The 16,279-nt window shown below is 51.1% G+C and carries 16 protein-coding genes; 14 read left to right on the top strand and 2 right to left on the bottom strand.

Features of this window, described 5'->3' with window-relative positions; genetic code table 11:
• Positions 1–94 precede the first annotated feature (94 nt).
• From polA to ACJJIZ_RS02135, 4 genes are all read left to right on the top strand, one after another.
• On the top strand, positions 95–2,833 hold the full coding sequence (gene polA / locus ACJJIZ_RS02150; protein WP_444915082.1) for a DNA polymerase I: 2,739 nt from the start codon (positions 95–97) through the stop codon (positions 2,831–2,833).
• Between the two features lie 409 nt (positions 2,834–3,242).
• Positions 3,243–4,211: a ribose-phosphate diphosphokinase gene (locus ACJJIZ_RS02145; protein ID WP_444915081.1), complete on the top strand. Its 969-nt coding sequence runs from the start codon at positions 3,243–3,245 to the stop codon at positions 4,209–4,211.
• A 735-nt stretch (positions 4,212–4,946) separates the two neighbouring features.
• A complete protein-coding gene (locus ACJJIZ_RS02140) occupies positions 4,947–5,405 on the top strand; it encodes a hypothetical protein (RefSeq protein ID WP_444915080.1) in 459 nt (152 codons plus the stop codon).
• Positions 5,406–5,418: 13 nt separating this feature from the next.
• Positions 5,419–5,631 (top strand): hypothetical protein, encoded by a 213-nt coding sequence (locus tag ACJJIZ_RS02135; RefSeq protein ID WP_444915079.1) that lies wholly within the window; start codon positions 5,419–5,421, stop codon positions 5,629–5,631.
• A gap of 75 nt (positions 5,632–5,706) precedes the next feature.
• On the opposite strand, the gene yihA is transcribed toward ACJJIZ_RS02135, so the two are convergent.
• On the bottom strand, positions 5,707–6,366 hold the full coding sequence (gene yihA / locus ACJJIZ_RS02130; RefSeq protein WP_444895556.1) for a ribosome biogenesis GTP-binding protein YihA/YsxC: 660 nt from the start codon (positions 6,364–6,366) through the stop codon (positions 5,707–5,709).
• A gap of 124 nt (positions 6,367–6,490) precedes the next feature.
• On the opposite strand from yihA, the gene ACJJIZ_RS02125 reads away from it, so the two are divergent.
• The 10 genes from ACJJIZ_RS02125 (at position 6,491) to ACJJIZ_RS02080 (ending at position 15,333) form a co-directional block, all read left to right on the top strand.
• Positions 6,491–7,165 carry a c-type cytochrome gene (locus tag ACJJIZ_RS02125; RefSeq protein ID WP_444906752.1) on the top strand — a complete coding sequence of 225 codons (675 nt, stop codon included), beginning with the start codon at positions 6,491–6,493 and terminating at the stop codon, positions 7,163–7,165.
• Positions 7,166–7,394: 229 nt separating this feature from the next.
• Entirely contained in the window at positions 7,395–8,081 is a 687-nt protein-coding gene (locus ACJJIZ_RS02120; protein WP_413663932.1) for a thiol:disulfide interchange protein DsbA/DsbL, read from the top strand.
• Positions 8,082–8,204: 123 nt separating this feature from the next.
• Positions 8,205–9,401 carry a biotin/lipoyl attachment domain-containing protein gene (locus tag ACJJIZ_RS02115; RefSeq protein WP_444915078.1) on the top strand — a complete coding sequence of 399 codons (1,197 nt, stop codon included), beginning with the start codon at positions 8,205–8,207 and terminating at the stop codon, positions 9,399–9,401.
• A gap of 44 nt (positions 9,402–9,445) precedes the next feature.
• Positions 9,446–9,910, top strand: a complete 465-nt coding sequence (locus ACJJIZ_RS02110; RefSeq protein WP_282930499.1) for an ecotin family protein — start codon at positions 9,446–9,448, stop codon at positions 9,908–9,910.
• 265 nt (positions 9,911–10,175) lie between these two features.
• A complete protein-coding gene (locus ACJJIZ_RS02105) occupies positions 10,176–10,655 on the top strand; it encodes a hypothetical protein (RefSeq protein ID WP_444915077.1) in 480 nt (159 codons plus the stop codon).
• Positions 10,656–10,700: 45 nt separating this feature from the next.
• Complete coding sequence (locus ACJJIZ_RS02100; RefSeq protein ID WP_282930497.1) at positions 10,701–11,375, top strand: hypothetical protein; 675 nt, start codon at positions 10,701–10,703, stop codon at positions 11,373–11,375.
• Positions 11,376–11,735: 360 nt separating this feature from the next.
• Positions 11,736–12,146, top strand: a complete 411-nt coding sequence (locus ACJJIZ_RS02095) for an ACT domain-containing protein (RefSeq protein WP_444911866.1) — start codon at positions 11,736–11,738, stop codon at positions 12,144–12,146.
• 14 nt (positions 12,147–12,160) lie between these two features.
• Positions 12,161–12,904: a hypothetical protein gene (locus tag ACJJIZ_RS02090; protein WP_444906748.1), complete on the top strand. Its 744-nt coding sequence runs from the start codon at positions 12,161–12,163 to the stop codon at positions 12,902–12,904.
• Positions 12,905–13,080: 176 nt separating this feature from the next.
• Positions 13,081–14,706, top strand: a complete 1,626-nt coding sequence (locus tag ACJJIZ_RS02085; RefSeq protein WP_444915076.1) for a M28 family metallopeptidase — start codon at positions 13,081–13,083, stop codon at positions 14,704–14,706.
• A 132-nt stretch (positions 14,707–14,838) separates the two neighbouring features.
• Positions 14,839–15,333: a hypothetical protein gene (locus tag ACJJIZ_RS02080; RefSeq protein WP_444895551.1), complete on the top strand. Its 495-nt coding sequence runs from the start codon at positions 14,839–14,841 to the stop codon at positions 15,331–15,333.
• 49 nt (positions 15,334–15,382) lie between these two features.
• Here the strand turns inward: ACJJIZ_RS02080 and ACJJIZ_RS02075 are convergent, their stop codons facing one another.
• Entirely contained in the window at positions 15,383–16,261 is an 879-nt protein-coding gene (locus tag ACJJIZ_RS02075; protein ID WP_444895550.1) for a LysR family transcriptional regulator, read from the bottom strand.
• Positions 16,262–16,279: the final 18 nt, after the last annotated feature.

Below are 16,279 nucleotides of genomic sequence, written 5' to 3'. Positions count from 1 at the left end.
AATCAGTAAGCGGAAAAACAGAGCGAAGGGCGTTATCCTATCGGCCTGCCGCGCGTCCTGAACGCCAAACTAAGCAAGCAAGAATTCATCGTCTATGAGTAAACAAAACACCTCAGCCGCCCCGTTGATTTTGGTGGATGGTTCCTCCTACCTTTATCGCGCTTTTCACGCGCTGCCGCCATTGACCACCAGCCAGGGTAAGCCTACTGGTGCGGTGCGCGGTGTAATCAGTATGCTGCGTCGCCACCTCAAGGAGCACCCAGGCAGTCCTGTAGTGGTTGTTTTTGATGCCAAGGGCAAGACTTTTCGCGATGAGATGTTTGCCGAATACAAATCCCATCGCCCTCCTATGCCAGATGACTTGCGTGAGCAGATTCAGCCCATTCACGACATCATCGACGCTATGGGATTGCCGCGCTTGGTGGTCGACGGTGTTGAAGCTGATGATGTGATTGGCACCCTGGCGCTGGAGGCCCAGAGCCAGGGGCAGCAAGTCATAATCTCCACCGGCGATAAAGACATGGCGCAGCTGGTGCGTCCGGGCGTTACCTTGGTTAACACCATGTCCAATACCGAAATGGACAGCGAGGGCGTGACTAAGAAATTTGGCGTAGGTCCAGAACTGATTATCGATTTTCTCGCCCTGATGGGAGATAAATCAGACAATATCCCCGGAGTTCCTGGTGTGGGCGAGAAAACCGCTCTGGCACTGTTACAGAATCTGGGAGGCTTGGAGACCATTTATTCCGACCTGGATGCCATTGCACCGCTGGGGTTCCGTGGCTCAAAAACCCTCGGCAAAAAGATGGCGGAGCACCGCGAGGCGGCAGAACTCTCCTATAAGCTCGCCACTATCAAAACCGACGTGGAGATGCCTTATCACCCCCAGGAACTGCACAATTCAGAGCCCAATACAGAGGCTCTCGTTGAGCTATTCACGCAGAATGAATTTCGTGGCTGGTTAGAAGAGCTAACCAGTGAAGAGGCTGAAGAAGCCATGGCGGAAGCCGTTGAGCGCGATTACGTCATCGTCACAGAAATGGCGGAGTTCGATGCCTGGCTGGAACAACTGAAGAGTTCAGACATCTTTGCCTTCGACACGGAAACCACCAGCCTCAATTATATGCAGGCAAAATTAGTGGGGGTGTCCTTCGCGGTGGAGCCCTATCGTGCAGCCTATGTTCCCCTGGCCCACGACTATATGGGTGCACCAGAGCAACTGCCGTTTGATGAGGTGCTGGCCAAACTCAAACCCCTGCTGGAAGATCCACAGCACAAGAAGGTGGGGCAGAACCTGAAGTACGACAGTCATATCCTGGCAAACTACGATATTGAATTGCGCGGCATCGCACGGGATACCATGTTGGAGTCCTATGTTCTGGACAGCACTGGCAGCCGTCACGATATGGACAGTCTCGCACTCAAGTATCTGGGGGAGAACACGGTTCACTTCGAGGATATTGCCGGTAAAGGCGTCAAACAGCTGACGTTTAACCAGATCGAGCTGGACAAAGCGGGCCCTTATGCGGCTGAAGATGCAGATATCACCCTGCGTCTCCACAATGAGTTGAGTGCGCGTCTGGAGCGAGAGCCAACTCTGGTAAAGGTACTCGATGAAATTGAGATGCCCCTGCTACCAGTTCTGGCCCGTATGGAGCGTAACGGTGCTTATATCGATGCCAAGATGTTGGCGGAGCAGAGTGCTGAACTTGAGCAGCGAATGCGAGAGCTGGAACAGCAGGCTTACGAAGTAGCCGGCGAAGAGTTCAATCTGGGCTCCACCAAGCAGCTGGGGGCGATCCTGTTTGAAAAGCTGCAGATTCCAGTGATCAAGAAGACCCCCAAAGGTGCGCCCTCTACCGCTGAAGCTGTATTGCAGGAGTTGGCCCACAACCACGAGCTGCCCGCACTGATAATGCAGTATCGCGGCCTGGCCAAACTGAAGAATACCTACACCGATAAACTGCCAAAGATGATCGACCCGGGAAGCGGTCGTGTACATACCTCTTATCACCAGGCAGTAGCGGCTACCGGGCGCCTGTCCTCCAGTGACCCTAACTTGCAGAACATTCCTATTCGTACAGAGGAGGGGCGCCGTATTCGTCGGGCCTTCACCGTTGACCCAAGAATCAATGGTGGCAGTGAGATCATCGCTGCGGACTACTCCCAAATTGAGCTGCGTATTATGGCTCACCTGTCTGGGGACAAAGGGTTGGTGGATGCATTTGCTCAAGGCGCAGATATTCACCGCGCGACGGCGGCAGAAGTCTTTGAAGTAGCTCAGGATGAGGTGACTGATGAGCAGCGCCGGCGGGCCAAAGCGATCAACTTTGGTTTGATTTACGGCATGTCGGCTTTTGGCCTGGCCAAGCAGTTGGATATCCCCCGGGCTGACGCCCAAACTTATATCGACCGTTACTTTGAGCGCTACCCGGGTGTATTGCGCTATATGGAGGATACCCGTGCACAGGCCGCAGAAAAGGGCTATGTGGAAACCCTGTTTGGACGCCGTCTCTATCTGCCGGAAATTAACTCACGCAATGGCATGCAGCGCCAAGCAGCAGAGCGGACCGCAATTAATGCGCCAATGCAGGGTACTGCCGCCGATATTATCAAGCGGGCCATGATCGCTGTGGATAACTGGCTCAGGGAGAAGAAGCTGGCGACCCGGATGATTATGCAAGTACACGATGAATTGGTTCTTGAAGTACCCAAGGATGAGGTCGAAATTGTGGCCGATGGCATTGTTGAATTGATGCAAGGCGCGGCAGAACTCCACGTTCCCCTGATTGTGGATCTGGGGCAGGGCCGAGATTGGGATCAGGCGCACTAATTTGACTAAAGAAACCATCTAAGAATTGAGGGTAGGGCGCGCGTCCGGAATGATTTGGCGCGCCCTTGTTGGTACGGATGAATAAAATGCCAATTTTTGTGTTTTGTTAGGCGTTTTTACAATCTTTTTGAAATTCCGTGGAACTGTTCCGGCGACAGCCCCTCTAAAAAGGCAAGATCGTTGGAATGCGTCATCATCCCCCAAGGAAGTCAGATGTTTGCCCCGGTACTCCCCCAAGTCCGGGGCATTTTTTTGCCTGTCTTTCAGCCCTGACCCTCCCTATCTACGCAAGCCGCAACAACTGCAACACCCGCAGTACTCCAGATCCTAAATTCCACTGTCCATACTTCTATTAAAACGTGGGCAAGGCGCTTAGCGAGTGTGAGGCGCCAGGCAGGGTACTGAGCTTATGAGCCGCATTAAGTTATTCAGTCTCGATGTGGGAGCAGACTTCGCTGGACGTGTCGCCGCGAGTCTCGGTGAACCGGTATCTCGCCATGAAGAGCGTCAATTCGATGATGGCGAACACAAAGTTCGGCCACTGGATGATGTGGAAGGGGCGGATGTTTTTCTGGTCCAATCCCTTTACACCGATACCAGCAGCTGTGTTGACCAGAAACTTATGCGCTGCCTGTTTTTCATTGGGGCGCTTCGCGATGCCGGTGCCGCGAGAGTGACTGCGGTCATCCCCTACCTTTGCTATGCACGAAAAGAGCGGCGAACCAAATTGCGCGACCCCCTGCCGAGTCGCTATCTGGCCAGTTTTCTGGAAGCCGCCGGAGTGGATGTAGTCGTGACTATGGATGTTCACTCCCTGGCGGCCTTTGAGAACGCATTTCGCTGTCGCACCGTTCACCTGGTTTCCAACCCCCTGTTGATTGAAGTGGCGCGAATGCGTCTGTCCGGAGACCCCGGTCCCCTGGTTGTTTTGTCTCCAGATGAAGGAGGGATAAAGCGTGCGGAAAAATTCCGTTTGGCCCTTGGGGATCAGTTGGGGGTGCCGGTGTCTAGCGCATTTGTGGAGAAGTATCGCAGCGGTGCTCTGTTGAGTGGGGGAACTTTGATTGGGGAAGTTAAGGATGCCACGGTCATTATCGTCGATGACTTACTTGCTACTGGCCACACAGTTACACGGGCAGTGGACGCGGTGATAAAAGCGGGAGCGAGGCGGATTTTGGTGTTTTGTGTCCACGGACAATTTAGTCGCGATGCCCATACAGCAATGGCGCGCTTGCCGGTGGAATCAATTGTGGTGACTAATTCTCTTCCCCAGTCGCAGCTGCGAGGAAACTGTGAGTGGATAGATTGTGCGCCGTTGATTGCAGATTGTATTCGCCGCCTGCACAGCAATGGGCCAGTGGCTGAGTTATCAATTTGATAAAAATTGACCGCCTTTACTTAGAAGAACGTATGAGGCGCCAAAACACGTATTTTGTTTACACTTATTTACCAAAGGAGCGGGAACCATCGGGCTTGAGAGCCTATCCAAGTAATCAGTTCATTGTTGCTCCCTAACCCCAAAGCGTTTAGCTTTTTCTACCCCGGATGGTCCCCAACTCCGGGGTTTTTTTATGTCTTTCGTGAATTTCTGTAATTTCATTCATCGGGACACCTGTCCTTTCCTTTTTGAATTAAGCGCTTAAATCGTTTGGTGAGCCGCTCAGCCACTTTTAGTTTTCGTATGTGGGGAGCAGGCCCTTAGATTGGCTTTCCCCAAGACTCCCGCAGAGGTTTTTCACAGTTACCTCTAGGTCCCACGGTTACATTGCCTGTTATCCACTTCCGGCATAATCGATTTTGGGGGCATGGCGTAGGGCTAACCCAAAGGCTCAAACATGCGCTTGGGAAGCATGAAATTTCAGCCTAATATCGAAATAGGTAAAGAAATATTGGGATGAAAAGAACCCTCAGGCGTACCCGTCCCCCTGGGTGCGTCTGACAAGTGCCCCACCCCAAGGGCACTGTCCCCTAGCCGGCAGCCCCCATCTGCCGGCTTTTTTTATTTCAGTAAATGACGCCATCACAGCAGAAAGCAAAAGTTGCTCGTGAATGCGCTTGCAAATGATAATAGTTCGCATTATCTTTAAGTTAAATCAAATATGGGGGGTTATCGGTGAATTTACGTTACTTGTGTGCCAACCATCGCCAATGGTTGATCGCTGACACGGATCGTGCGGAAAAGGCGTGGCTCGATTGGATTGAGCGCGGCAAGCTTTTGCTTGAAGAGTGCAATTACGCCGAAGCAATACCTTATTTGGGATGCGCCTTCGATCTGGCCAGCTTTCTTCTGGAAAAGCAGTGGCCAACTTATGCCATTTCGGCAACGCGTTTTAGTGAAAGCGCTATCTGGTTAATGGCTGCCTACCGGGAGCTGGGTGATGAAAAACTTCGAAACTACATACTTGCCGGCGCCAGCTCAGTACTCGCCCGCGAGTTGGGCGATAGCCATAAGCAAAGGGTTGCGGCGGATTGCATCAGCTCACTCTACCCCGGAGAGACACAGCAGCAGGTACGCGAGTTCTCCACAGCCAGAATATCTGCCTGTATCAATGGTGGAAACAGAGTGCACTGAGGGGAATGAAAAGATGAATGCCAATGGCAATTCCCGTCTGCTGACGATTGCCATACACGAAGAAACCCTTGCCGCTCTTCTCGCGCAGAGGTACTTACATGCAGAGGAATTGCATTGTTTAACTCCGGGGGCACGACGACGGCTGCACCGGGTACTGCTTCGCTCCCTGATCCCCGAACAGAAGCGCAAAGCAGCGGCAACTGGTGTGCCCGGAGTTCGCTTTTAGGAATTATCTCCGGTGTGAGAAAAATTGAAGTGCTTGTGTTGCTCGGGGGGCGCTGCCCCCGGGCTCCCAGCTCGTTCAATCGTCAGTGGGGGCGGCTTCCTCTGGGATTTCCAGCCACTCATTGAGCTTGCGCTCGAGTTTGTCCAGGCCTGTTTTTTTGGTCGATGAGAAGATCTGCAGAGTGACCCCGTGATTGAGTCCCTGCTCCTTGAGGGTCTTCTCTACAGCAAAGCGAGTGTTGTTGGCTGGACCGTTCTTCAACTTGTCGGCCTTGGTTAGTAGGATGTGCACTGGGAGCTCGGCCTCTACTGCCCAGGTGAGCATATGTAGATCGAACTCCTTGAGGGGTTGGCGAATGTCCATTAGTAACACGAGTCCACGCAGGCACTCTCGCTTCTCAAGGTAGGTGGCCAGATGGCGCTGCCACTCATCTTTCATACTGCGGGCGACCTTGGCAAAGCCATAGCCGGGCAGATCCACCAGGCGCTGCTGGTCGGAGAGGCGAAAGAAGTTGATCAACTGGGTGCGTCCCGGTGTTTTAGAGGTACGCGCCAACTTGTTGTTTTCCGTGAGCGCATTGATGGCACTGGACTTCCCCGCATTGGAGCGACCGGCAAAGGCCACCTCGGCACCAAAGTCCTCCGGACACTCAGTCAGGGTGGGGGCACTGGTGAGAAATTGTATGGAACGGTAGTTCAGTTTTGGTGGTTGGGCTTTAAATTCTGAATTTGACATCGTATAAGTCTGTTTATTCGGTACACTCGCTTGGCGCGCAAGTATATAATGCCGCCGTTTTCGCGTCGCAGGACTATCGGGGGCGGTGCGAAACGCCATCTCTCAGCGCGCAACGGGACGACGTATGAACAGCATTATCAAGAACACTGCTCTGGCACTCGGTTTAGTTTTCGGCTTGGGCGCCGTGCCCTTGGCGCTGGCTGCGGGCGACGCTGCTGCGGGCAAGGCAAAAGCCGCTCAATGTGCAGCCTGCCACGGTGCAGACGGTAACAGTATTGCTCCAGCTTTTCCAAAGATTGCCGGACTCGGCGAAAAATATCTGTATAAGCAGCTTAAAGATATTAAAGGTACACCAGACGGTAAAAAGGCCCGCGATGTGCCGCAAATGATCGGTCAGTTGGACAACTTCAACGATCAGGACCTGCAGGATATCGCCGCTTACTTTGCCTCGCAGCCAATGCAGCTGACCGGATCTGAGGCTATTTCCGTGAAGCTAAACAACGGTGAGGACGTCGACGGCCTGATGCTTGGACGTAAAATCTACCGTGGTGGCAATATGGAGACTGGTGTTCCCGCATGTATGGGATGCCACTCACCTGCTGGACTGGGCAATGCACCGGCCGGTTACCCTCGTCTGGGCGGTCAGTATCCAGAGTACATCGAAGCCCAGCTGAAAGCATTCCGTGTGGGTACCCGCAACAATGACGGTGAAGTTCGCACTATGCGCACCGTGGCCAAGCAACTCTCCGATGCAGAGATCAAGGCGCTGGCCAACTATATCGCAGGCCTGACTGACTAATAGTCACAGGGTTTGAGTACACTGAGGCCGGTCTGTAACCGGCCTTTTTTGTGCCTGTCGCCTGAGCATAAAGCCGCTTTCCATAGATGTACTAGGCAGTTTTTGCAGTGTTTCCTTGCACGAGGGTCCGGGAACTTAAATAATCTGCGTTGTCTATTGTGTCCTCAGTGGCTCGACAGCCCGCCGCTAGATGGCGTTCGCACCACTAAATAAAAGTTGGAGAAGACTTATGAGAGCATTTCTCGCCCCGATCACGATGGTTTTTGCTGTAATGTTCAGCCTCGTTGCCTGCGCCCAGGAAAGTGGCGAGTTCAAAGCGGGCCAGCACTATGAAGTATTGCCGCAGGCTGTACCACAAAAGAGCAACGACAAGATCGAAGTGACTGAGATGTTCTGGTACGGCTGTGCCCACTGCTTCACTTTTGAGCCAACTCTGGAGCGCTGGAAAGAGAAGATGCCCAGCGATGTTGCGCTGCTGAAATTGCCAGCAATTTGGCAGCCGGTTATGGATGTACACGCTCGTCTTTACTACGTAGCAGATTCCATGGGTGTTCTGGAAAAGATGCACACGCCTATCTTTAACACCATCTACACTCAGCGCCAGATGCTGGCTGTCCGCGAAGGTCGCAACTGGGTGCCTGACTTAAAGGCTATCGAGGCTCTGTTTAACAAGCATGGTGAAGATGGTGCGAAAGCTGCGAAGCTGATGAATTCCTTCGCTATCAACAGCAAAGTTAAGCAAGGTATGGCCAATCAGCGCGCTTACAAAATGACCGGTACCCCGGAAGTTGTTGTTGCGGGTAAATACCGCATCAGTTCCTCTTTCCCCGGATATAAAGGTAAGAGCAATGGCCAGGAGCTGATGCTGCAAGTGGCGGATTACCTGATTGCCAAAGAGCGAGCGGATCGCGGCTAAGCTTTCCAATTGAAGAAACCCCGCCTCGAGCGGGGTTTTTTATTTCTACCCTAAGAAAGGTGCCCCGCAATCTGTCGAGAGGCTCCTAACATCGATCAACCTTGCCCGATCCGGAAGCCACTAATGGGATTCAAATGGATTTTACTGTTTACCCTCCTAGCTGGCTTAATCGCACCTGTTTCAGCCCAGGACACTTCAAGCAGCAATACTGTGGCCGCTCAGGCCAGCAATCTTCTCTCCTATATAGCGGTAGACTACGGCGACGCCGTAGAGAACGGGCAGCGACTGGACACTCCTCTGTATGAACTACAGAAGCAACAGGTAGAAGAAGTACTGCGTCTGGTCACTCAACTCCCCGATCGGCCTGGTCGGCAGGGTTTGCAGAAAAGCCTCTCGGACTTGCGTAAGGCGATTGAGAATAAGGATTCCGGCGCAGAGGTGCGCCGTCGAGCCAATGCAATCGCCGACCGCCTTGCTGCTTTGTATCAGCTGCAGCGGTCACCCAGTTACTCTTTGCCCTCGCCGGGTTTTATGATGCCTGTTTATCAGCAGCGGTGTGCCATCTGCCACGGTGTCGACGGTGAGGGTAGTAATGAAGGCCCAGCCCTCAATGATCTCGAGAGAATGGCGGGGTTCAGTCTCTATGATCTTTATAACACCCTGGACCCAGAAACTGACTCTATTCACACAGTCGACATTGATGGAGACTTGACCGGCCTACAGCGCTGGGCATTAGCGGTGACTGTCGCTGCTTTTCCATTGGCAGATCAGTTGCCACCCTCTTCCGACTTGGCGACCCGTTACCCCGGCTTACTGGGACTGCCGGGAATGGCGACCACTAAACCGGCGGAACTTGATCCAACTCTGCAACAAGCACTGATGTGGTGGCGCGGAAACCCCCACCTTGTACGCACTCTGATCCCCCCTCTTATCAGCGCAATTGGCTTGCTGCAGCTGGCGGAGACGGACTATCGAGGAGGAGATATAACAGCGGCATACGGTAAGTTAATGCTGGCTTATCGTGATGGGTATAGGCCGTTACGACAGGAGCTACTGATTCGTGACAAGGTACTGGTGGAGCAGCTTCAGGTCCAATGGCAGCAATTGCGGGGTGACTTGATTGGTGGTGCCAGTTCTACAGAAGTTATTGCCGCGTTTCAAAATCTGCGGGCGGATCTCAATCTGGCCCACTCCAAGTTGGAGCCACCTGCGATGGGGGAGGAGCGATACCTATGGACTGCCGCTCTGTTTGCTTTGGCAATTGGTTTGGGGGCGCTGCTCTGGTGGGGACTGCGAAGACAAAAGCGAACTAGACTTTAAAAAGTTTTGTCCGCCATTTCCCGGCGCAGTAGTGAGGCCATACCATGTCAAAATTAGTTGCCACTGCCTTCATGTTGTTACTGGCCCTGGATTGCCACAGTTCTGAGCCTCTGGATGCATTTCCAGAGGAGGTTGATGGCAAGTTACGTCACGTTATCAAGCTGCCCAAGGTTGTCGATGAAAGTCGCTTTAGGGTTGAGTTGATACCGGGAAAAAGCCAAGTCGCGGAATGCAACTTGCAAAGCTTTAGCGCCCCATTGCGCAAGGACATACTCCCAGGCTGGGGTTACCCCTTCTATGTCCTGTCCGACCTGACCCCGACCACAGATACGCAAAAGGTCTGTGCCCAAGGCAGTGAATCCCGGCGATTTATCACCGTGCGCGGTGATGGCTTGATGCTGCCTTATAGCAGTAAGTTGCCAATGGTTATATATCTGCCTCAGGGCGTGCAGTTAAAGTATCGAGTGTGGAGAGCAGACAAGAATTTTTCCGAAGCAAAATCCAGATAGTTGGACTACCGGTAAAAGTGACTTGCCATTCTTTTTGTGAATTTGTCGTAAATTTGAATATTTTAAACGTTTAACCTGCCACCGTTGTAAATTGCGTCTAGCCTTACTTTTCGAGGGATGTGAAAAATAGCGCCTGAGCGTTTTTTCATGCCGATAAGTGAGGCTTTAGCCCCGTAATCGGAAAGGAAAATTGGCGACTTCCCCAGTCGTCTTTTGAATAACCCGCCCCCTGTAATGCACTGGGGCCGATACCGTAGGGCAGCGCATGAAGTTTTTGCGTCATTTACCAAAGCGGCATTTTATCAAGCCGGTTGTTCCATTTGTCACAGCAATTTTCCTAGCGATACCAATGTGGGCCTCGGCGGAGTCCGCCCAGCAAAAGTGGGCGGGAAATTGGCTAGTTGTGAGTGAAGGCGATGATCAATTAGTGTGGCAACTGCATGCCGATGGCTCCGGATATGCCTATGGATTTAATGCCAAAGGCCTATTGACCCATGGTTTTGCCATTAACTGGCAATTGGATGGTGACCGGGTGCGAGTTAAAACGGGAACTTCGGTGCGCTGTAAGGGCGGGGTTGTATCTGTCGCATTTCGAGATTGGAGCCGTGCCACCCTCCTCTTTGCAGTGATTGATGGCCGTCATTGGCTGCAGGCGGGCGGTGGACTTCTGAGCTTTCAGCGTCGGTTGGCTGATTGGCGAACCCCCAAGGCCGGTGCAAGTTGCCCGGATATTGTCAGTCGCTAGCAGCTTACTTCCGTGCGAACGCTATTTAATCCGTGCGTGGAAAAGATGAGTAGTGGGTGGGAATGGATAAAATTCTATCTCTTCCTGCCACTGCTAATTTTTGTCGTAAGTGCAAATGCCAGTGAAGAGAAACGAAAAACACTCAATGAAGGCTGGCATGCAAAATCACGCTACGATGCCAGTCAATGGGTTGGGGCCTGGCTGATTTCCCGCGATGGTGAAGCGCGGCATGTGTGGAGTCTCAAGCCCGATGGCACTGGGAGATCCTACGCTTTTTTAAGGCAAAATGGAGAGATGCAATTCGTATTTGGATACGATATTAATTGGTATTTTGATCCATTTACTCAAATGGCCAATATAAAGACCGGACGCAGAATTATTTGCAAGCGAGGGAAGATTTACCCCTATTTTCTCACTTTAAAATCCTACGAAAGCGACTATGCGGTAAGGGGAAAGTTTGCCTGGCAAACAACATGGACAGAAGTGAGTATTGGGCGAAATCGCCTGCATAAATCCTACGTAGTTTTTGTAGCCCCCCTATCCGCATGGCATGATCCAGATAGAGATTCACCCTGCCCCAAATTTCCCCGTGTGCGACTGGAAAAGGATATTGATGCGGTGCTGAAGAGCTGGGAGGTTGAACAGGATTCGTCGGAAGTGGATACAACTCCCGCGCCCAATGAACCGGAATTTGATGGTGAAGAGCTGAGAAATCCGTAACTTCTCACAGTCATTGGGTCAACTTCTATCAATAAGAATTAATCCCATCAATATATTTTTAACTTTCCACCAGCTAAAATCCGACTTCTCTAAGCTTCAGGAAAACTCTTAAAAAATATTTAGTTATTAAACTGCCAGCTCTATTCGGAAAATAATTCTAAAAAAATGCGTGATCTTATTTTTTCCAAATTAAAATACGCTGCCGGGTAATAGAGAGCCCACAAAAAGTAGTTTTAGAGTTGGACTATTTTCACCTGAAGACAGGTATTAATCAAAAAGATTGATCCAAAAGCAGTGCGACCGTGTAGAAACCGGTCGTATTAATCAGGTTGGAGAAAACTTCCAGACGGCAAAGAAAGCATGAAAGCTGATCTATCCGTAGTGAGAGCATTGAGAACTTTGTATCCCAAGCTGCACGATGAAATCTATGTGTTTTGTCAGGTTTCAGATAGTCGGTTTACAGATATTTTGTCAGAGAGTTTGTGTTTCTTCCGAGAAGGTGAGGGAATGAGTGTGATACTGCCTCAACGTTCGGCTCGGCAATTAGATATTGCCGCAAGCGCCCCCTTTCGCCAAATCACTTTGCAGATCCTGGCTGGTCTTGATGCGGTGCGGGTTATTCCTGTGGTCGCCCAGGAATTAATGGAGGCTGGAATAGATACCAGCGTGGTATCCACACTACACCGTGACCACATTTTTGTCCCTGATGAGCGCGCGGAATTTGCAGTAAAAATTCTGCGCGGTATTCGAAATCGAGTTCAATATAGCTGATATGTAGCCTGCCAGTGCGTATCAACTATCCCCCCACAGAGCCCCACGGCGAGATTCGCCAACTGTTGCCTAATTTTTTTTATGTTCCCGGAACTATCAAACTAGCGCCGGGGGTCACTATCAATCGCAATATGGGAATCGCTCGCTGGCAGGATCACCTTACCTTGATTAATCCCATCAGATTGCGTCCACAGCAGGAGGAAAAGTTAAAAGATCTCGGGCGTGTGAGTCACGCGATACGGCTCGGCTATCACCATGGGCGTGATGATCTCTACTACAGAGACCACTTTGATCTTACCTTTTGGACACAGCGCGGCTCCGATTTTTATCCGCCAAAAGCAGATAAGGTGTTGCGACAGGAGGATGTTTGTCCAATACCGGGGGGGCGCTTTATTGTCTTTTCCCAAAGTCAGTTTCCAGAGGCCGTATTGTGGCTCCCGTTTAGTGGCGGACTACTGGTCAGTTGTGATGCCCTGCAGTACTGGCAGTCATGGAATGGATGTACCTGGTTTGGGAAAAACCTGCTGAGGTTTTCTGGTATCCGCCGAGGTATGCAGATTGCTCCCTCCTGGAGAGCAAGGGTGACACCAAGTGATAAAAATCCCAGGCTGTGGTTGAAGTACGACTTCGAACAAATCCTAAGGCAGCCGTTTTTGCACTTTCTTGCGGCTCATGGAGATTTTTGTGCGGATAATGCCTACGAGAAAGTAGCTTATGCGGTTGGACAAGCGTTCCCCGGTTTGGGGAAGGCTGCATAGATGAGTTTAGCGAGCACAGTCAGGGCGCAGCTCACTGGGCCTCAGCTTAGATTGCCCTAAATCGTGGTAAGATGGGCAATTGCTCGACGGTCCACAAGCACCTGTAGTGGTGCGATTTCAAATGACCTGTCCGTATCAACAATCACGCTTTGTATTCCTGAGAAGTAGCACTCCCCATGAGAGTTAAAAGTCTATTGGGTGCCCTGGCTATGGCACTATTGGTGGCTTGTACCACCTCCAGCATTAACAGCACTGGCCCCATTGCAGATAGTGATTACATCCGTAGAGATATCAATTTCCTCGCATCAGCGGAACTAGAGGGTCGCGATACCGGTAGCGAGGGTTATCGCCAAGCGGCACAGTATGTGGCTGGCCAATTTAAAAAGATGGGGCTGATTCCAGCAGGGGAGCAAGGTTACTTCCAGGAAGTGCCTTTTCGCAGTGCCAGTTGGGATGGGAGTGATCCTGAATTTGTCTTAGAGGGCCAGAACGATGAAATCGCCATGCAATTTGGCGAGGACTTTCTAGCATCGCCCTCCGCACTGAGTGAGCGCTCGCAGATCAATGCCGAGTTGGTATTTGTCGGTTACGGTATTGAGGCTCCGGATTTTGGCATTAATGACTATCACGGCCTGGATGTACAGGGAAAGATTGTCGTTGTGTTAGCAGGCCGGCCGCAGAGCTTGCCCAGTGAAGTGGGGGCTCACCACTCCTCTCCTCGCACCAAACGCCAGGTTGCCGCAAAACATGGCGCTGTGGGTTTTGTTCGCCTGTATACGCCTGAGCGGGAGAAACGCCGCCCATTTGACTACTATGCGAAGCACCGTTTTGACGACACTTTTGACTGGGTGAAAAAGACTGGTATGCCCGGTAGTGCAATCCCGGGGATGCACCCGGGAGTTATGTTGAGCATCACTGCAGGCGGCAAGCTGTTTGATGGCGCTGAGCGCAGCTTAGAAAGTATTTTTAGCGATATTGAGCAAGGAAAGATCCCGAAAGGCTTCACGCTTGAGTACCGTGCAGAATTAATCAGCAGCTCTAAGCATGAGCACCTAACCAGCCCCAATGTGGTGGCGGTGTTGCCAGGGAGTGATCCACACCTTAAAGATGAATATGTTGTTTTCTCCGCACATCTGGATCATGTTGGAAAAAAAGAAGATGGCAAAATTCATTACGGCGCTCAGGATAATGCGGCCGGTATTGCCGTTATGTTGGAAACTGCACGCTTATTTGTTGAATCTGGTCAGAGTCCTCGCAGATCACTGCTGTTCGTTGCTGTTACCGCTGAAGAGAAAGGTTTGCTGGGATCGGATTACTTCGCTGAGTACCCCACAGTGCCACGGGCGTCTATCGTAGCCAACATCAACCTTGACATGCCCATGTTACTCTATCCATTCCGAGACATTATTGCTTTCGGTGCTGAACATTCATCTTTGGGGAAAATTGCGGAGCAGGCTGCAAATCGCTCCGGGCTAAAACTCAGTCCCGACCCCATGCCTGAGGAAGTTATCTTCGTGCGCAGTGACCACTATAATTTTGTTCGTCGCGGAGTTCCTTCTATTTACTTGATTACTGGAAGGGAGGCCAAAGATTCCAGCATCGATGGTACTGCTGCACAGATGGCTTTCTTACGTGAGCGATACCACAAGCCAGGAGATGCTGCTGACGAGCAGATTAGCTATGAAGCGGCCAAACAGTTTACCGAGGTGAACTACCTGATTGCCAGGGAAGTGGCTGACTCTGAAGCTAGGCCATATTGGTATGAAGGGGATTTTTTTGGAGAGCTATTTGCTACTAATTAGATATTAGCGACTAACAGTTCAATTGTGAAAGAATTGTGCGTAATTTTTGTAAGATGAATATAGGTCTATGTTAAATTGCGCAACCTATCGGCTAGTTACCGATAATTAAAATATATAACACTAGGAGTAAATATGTTTAAGAAATACGCTTTGGGGGCTGTTGTTGCTGGATTGGTGACAGTAACTGGCTGTGCAAGTATCGTGAGTGAAAGTTCCTACCCGGTAACTATCAACAGCACTCCGAACGGTGCAAACTTCACTATCATTAATGAAGCGGGCTTGGATGTTCATAGTGGTGTAACCCCTGACACAATTACCCTGCCTGCATCTAATGGGTTCTTTTCTTCTGCAAGCTATACGGTGAAATACCAAATGGCTGGTTACAATGAACAGAGCTTTTTGATTGAAGCGGGTATGGATGGCTGGTACATCGGTAATATTCTTTTTGGTGGTTTAATTGGCTGGTTGATCGTTGACCCAGCAACTGGTGCAATGTGGAAACTGCCAGAATCTGCGCATGTTACTCTGCAGTCAAATACCGCTGTTGCTCCGATCGGTGGGTTAAATATAGCTTCTATTGACGAAGTGCCGGAAGAGGCTAAATCACAGTTGGTACGAATTAAGTAATATCGTTGCCAGTTGTTAGGAAGCCACCTTTGAGGTGGCTTTTTTTTAATTAAGCTTGTTTACACAGCTCAATCCATCGTTCAATTCCTGCACTTCTATATTTTTGCCGCTGTAGGGCAAAATAAAACTCTCGCTGAAAATTTCTCTGTGGTACAGGGAGCTCAATTAAGGAGTTTCTCTTAAACGCCTCAGCTAATGAAACCCTGGATAAGCAGCTAATACCAAGTCCGGTCTCTACCGCTCGTTTTATGGCTTCCGTATGTTGTAACTCAAGTAAAATGTGAAGCTTGGGGAGTATGCCAGCCATTGCCCGTTCAAAAGTCTGTCGCGTTCCAGAGCCCGATTCCCGGGTGATCCAGGTCGCACCGATCAGATCTTTATCGGCGAGGCGTTTGCGGCCTGCCAGTGGGTGGTTGGGTGCACAGAAGACAACCAGCTCATCATGGCGCCAGGGAATGATTTCCAGATCCGGGTGATTGATCTCTCCTTCAATTAATCCCAGGTCCAATTCAAAATTGAGCACCCTCTCGGCAATCGCTGCGGTATTGGCAACTTCCAGTTGTACTTGAGTACCGGGCTGCTCTTCCATATAACGAGCCATCACGCTGGCAGTCAGGTAGTTGCCAATGGTTAGGGTGGCTCCGATCTTCAGGCTTCCCAGTTCCCGGTGAGTGGCCAGTGTCTGCTCAAGTTCCTGGGCTCGCTCCAGGAGTTCTTCCGCCCTTGGCCACAATTGCCGTCCCAGTTCATTGAGACGCAATCGCTTACCGGTGCGCTCGAACAGGCGCAACTCAAACTGCTGTTCAAACTCTTTCAGCGCTGTGGAGGCTGCGGACTGGGACATACTCAGGCTCTCCGCAGCACGACTGACATTCTCGTGATGGGCACAGGCAAGGAACACCTCTAACTGGCGGAGCGTGTAGCGCAAAGGGATATCTCCAGTTGA

Source organism: Microbulbifer maximicatervae (SeqCode) (assembly GCF_052467225.1).
Note: the sequence above shows the minus strand (reverse complement) of the source record. Positions and strands in the feature narration are given on the sequence as shown.

Bases quoted from the DNA above. Each gene is read 5' to 3' on its own strand.
- ACJJIZ_RS02095 (WP_444911866.1), top strand. From the start codon at position 11,736: ATGAAAGCTGATCTATCCGTAGTGAGAGCATTGAGAACTTTGTATCCC.
- ACJJIZ_RS02115 (WP_444915078.1), top strand. From the start codon at position 8,205: ATGGGATTCAAATGGATTTTACTGTTTACCCTCCTAGCTGGCTTAATC.
- yihA (WP_444895556.1), bottom strand. From the start codon at position 6,366: ATGTCAAATTCAGAATTTAAAGCCCAACCACCAAAACTGAACTACCGT.
- ACJJIZ_RS02085 (WP_444915076.1), top strand. From the start codon at position 13,081: ATGAGAGTTAAAAGTCTATTGGGTGCCCTGGCTATGGCACTATTGGTG.
- ACJJIZ_RS02135 (WP_444915079.1), top strand. From the start codon at position 5,419: ATGAATGCCAATGGCAATTCCCGTCTGCTGACGATTGCCATACACGAA.
- polA (WP_444915082.1), top strand. From the start codon at position 95: ATGAGTAAACAAAACACCTCAGCCGCCCCGTTGATTTTGGTGGATGGT.
- ACJJIZ_RS02080 (WP_444895551.1), top strand. From the start codon at position 14,839: ATGTTTAAGAAATACGCTTTGGGGGCTGTTGTTGCTGGATTGGTGACA.
- ACJJIZ_RS02100 (WP_282930497.1), top strand. From the start codon at position 10,701: ATGAGTAGTGGGTGGGAATGGATAAAATTCTATCTCTTCCTGCCACTG.
- ACJJIZ_RS02120 (WP_413663932.1), top strand. From the start codon at position 7,395: ATGAGAGCATTTCTCGCCCCGATCACGATGGTTTTTGCTGTAATGTTC.
- ACJJIZ_RS02145 (WP_444915081.1), top strand. From the start codon at position 3,243: ATGAGCCGCATTAAGTTATTCAGTCTCGATGTGGGAGCAGACTTCGCT.
- ACJJIZ_RS02110 (WP_282930499.1), top strand. From the start codon at position 9,446: ATGTCAAAATTAGTTGCCACTGCCTTCATGTTGTTACTGGCCCTGGAT.
- ACJJIZ_RS02105 (WP_444915077.1), top strand. From the start codon at position 10,176: ATGAAGTTTTTGCGTCATTTACCAAAGCGGCATTTTATCAAGCCGGTT.
- ACJJIZ_RS02125 (WP_444906752.1), top strand. From the start codon at position 6,491: ATGAACAGCATTATCAAGAACACTGCTCTGGCACTCGGTTTAGTTTTC.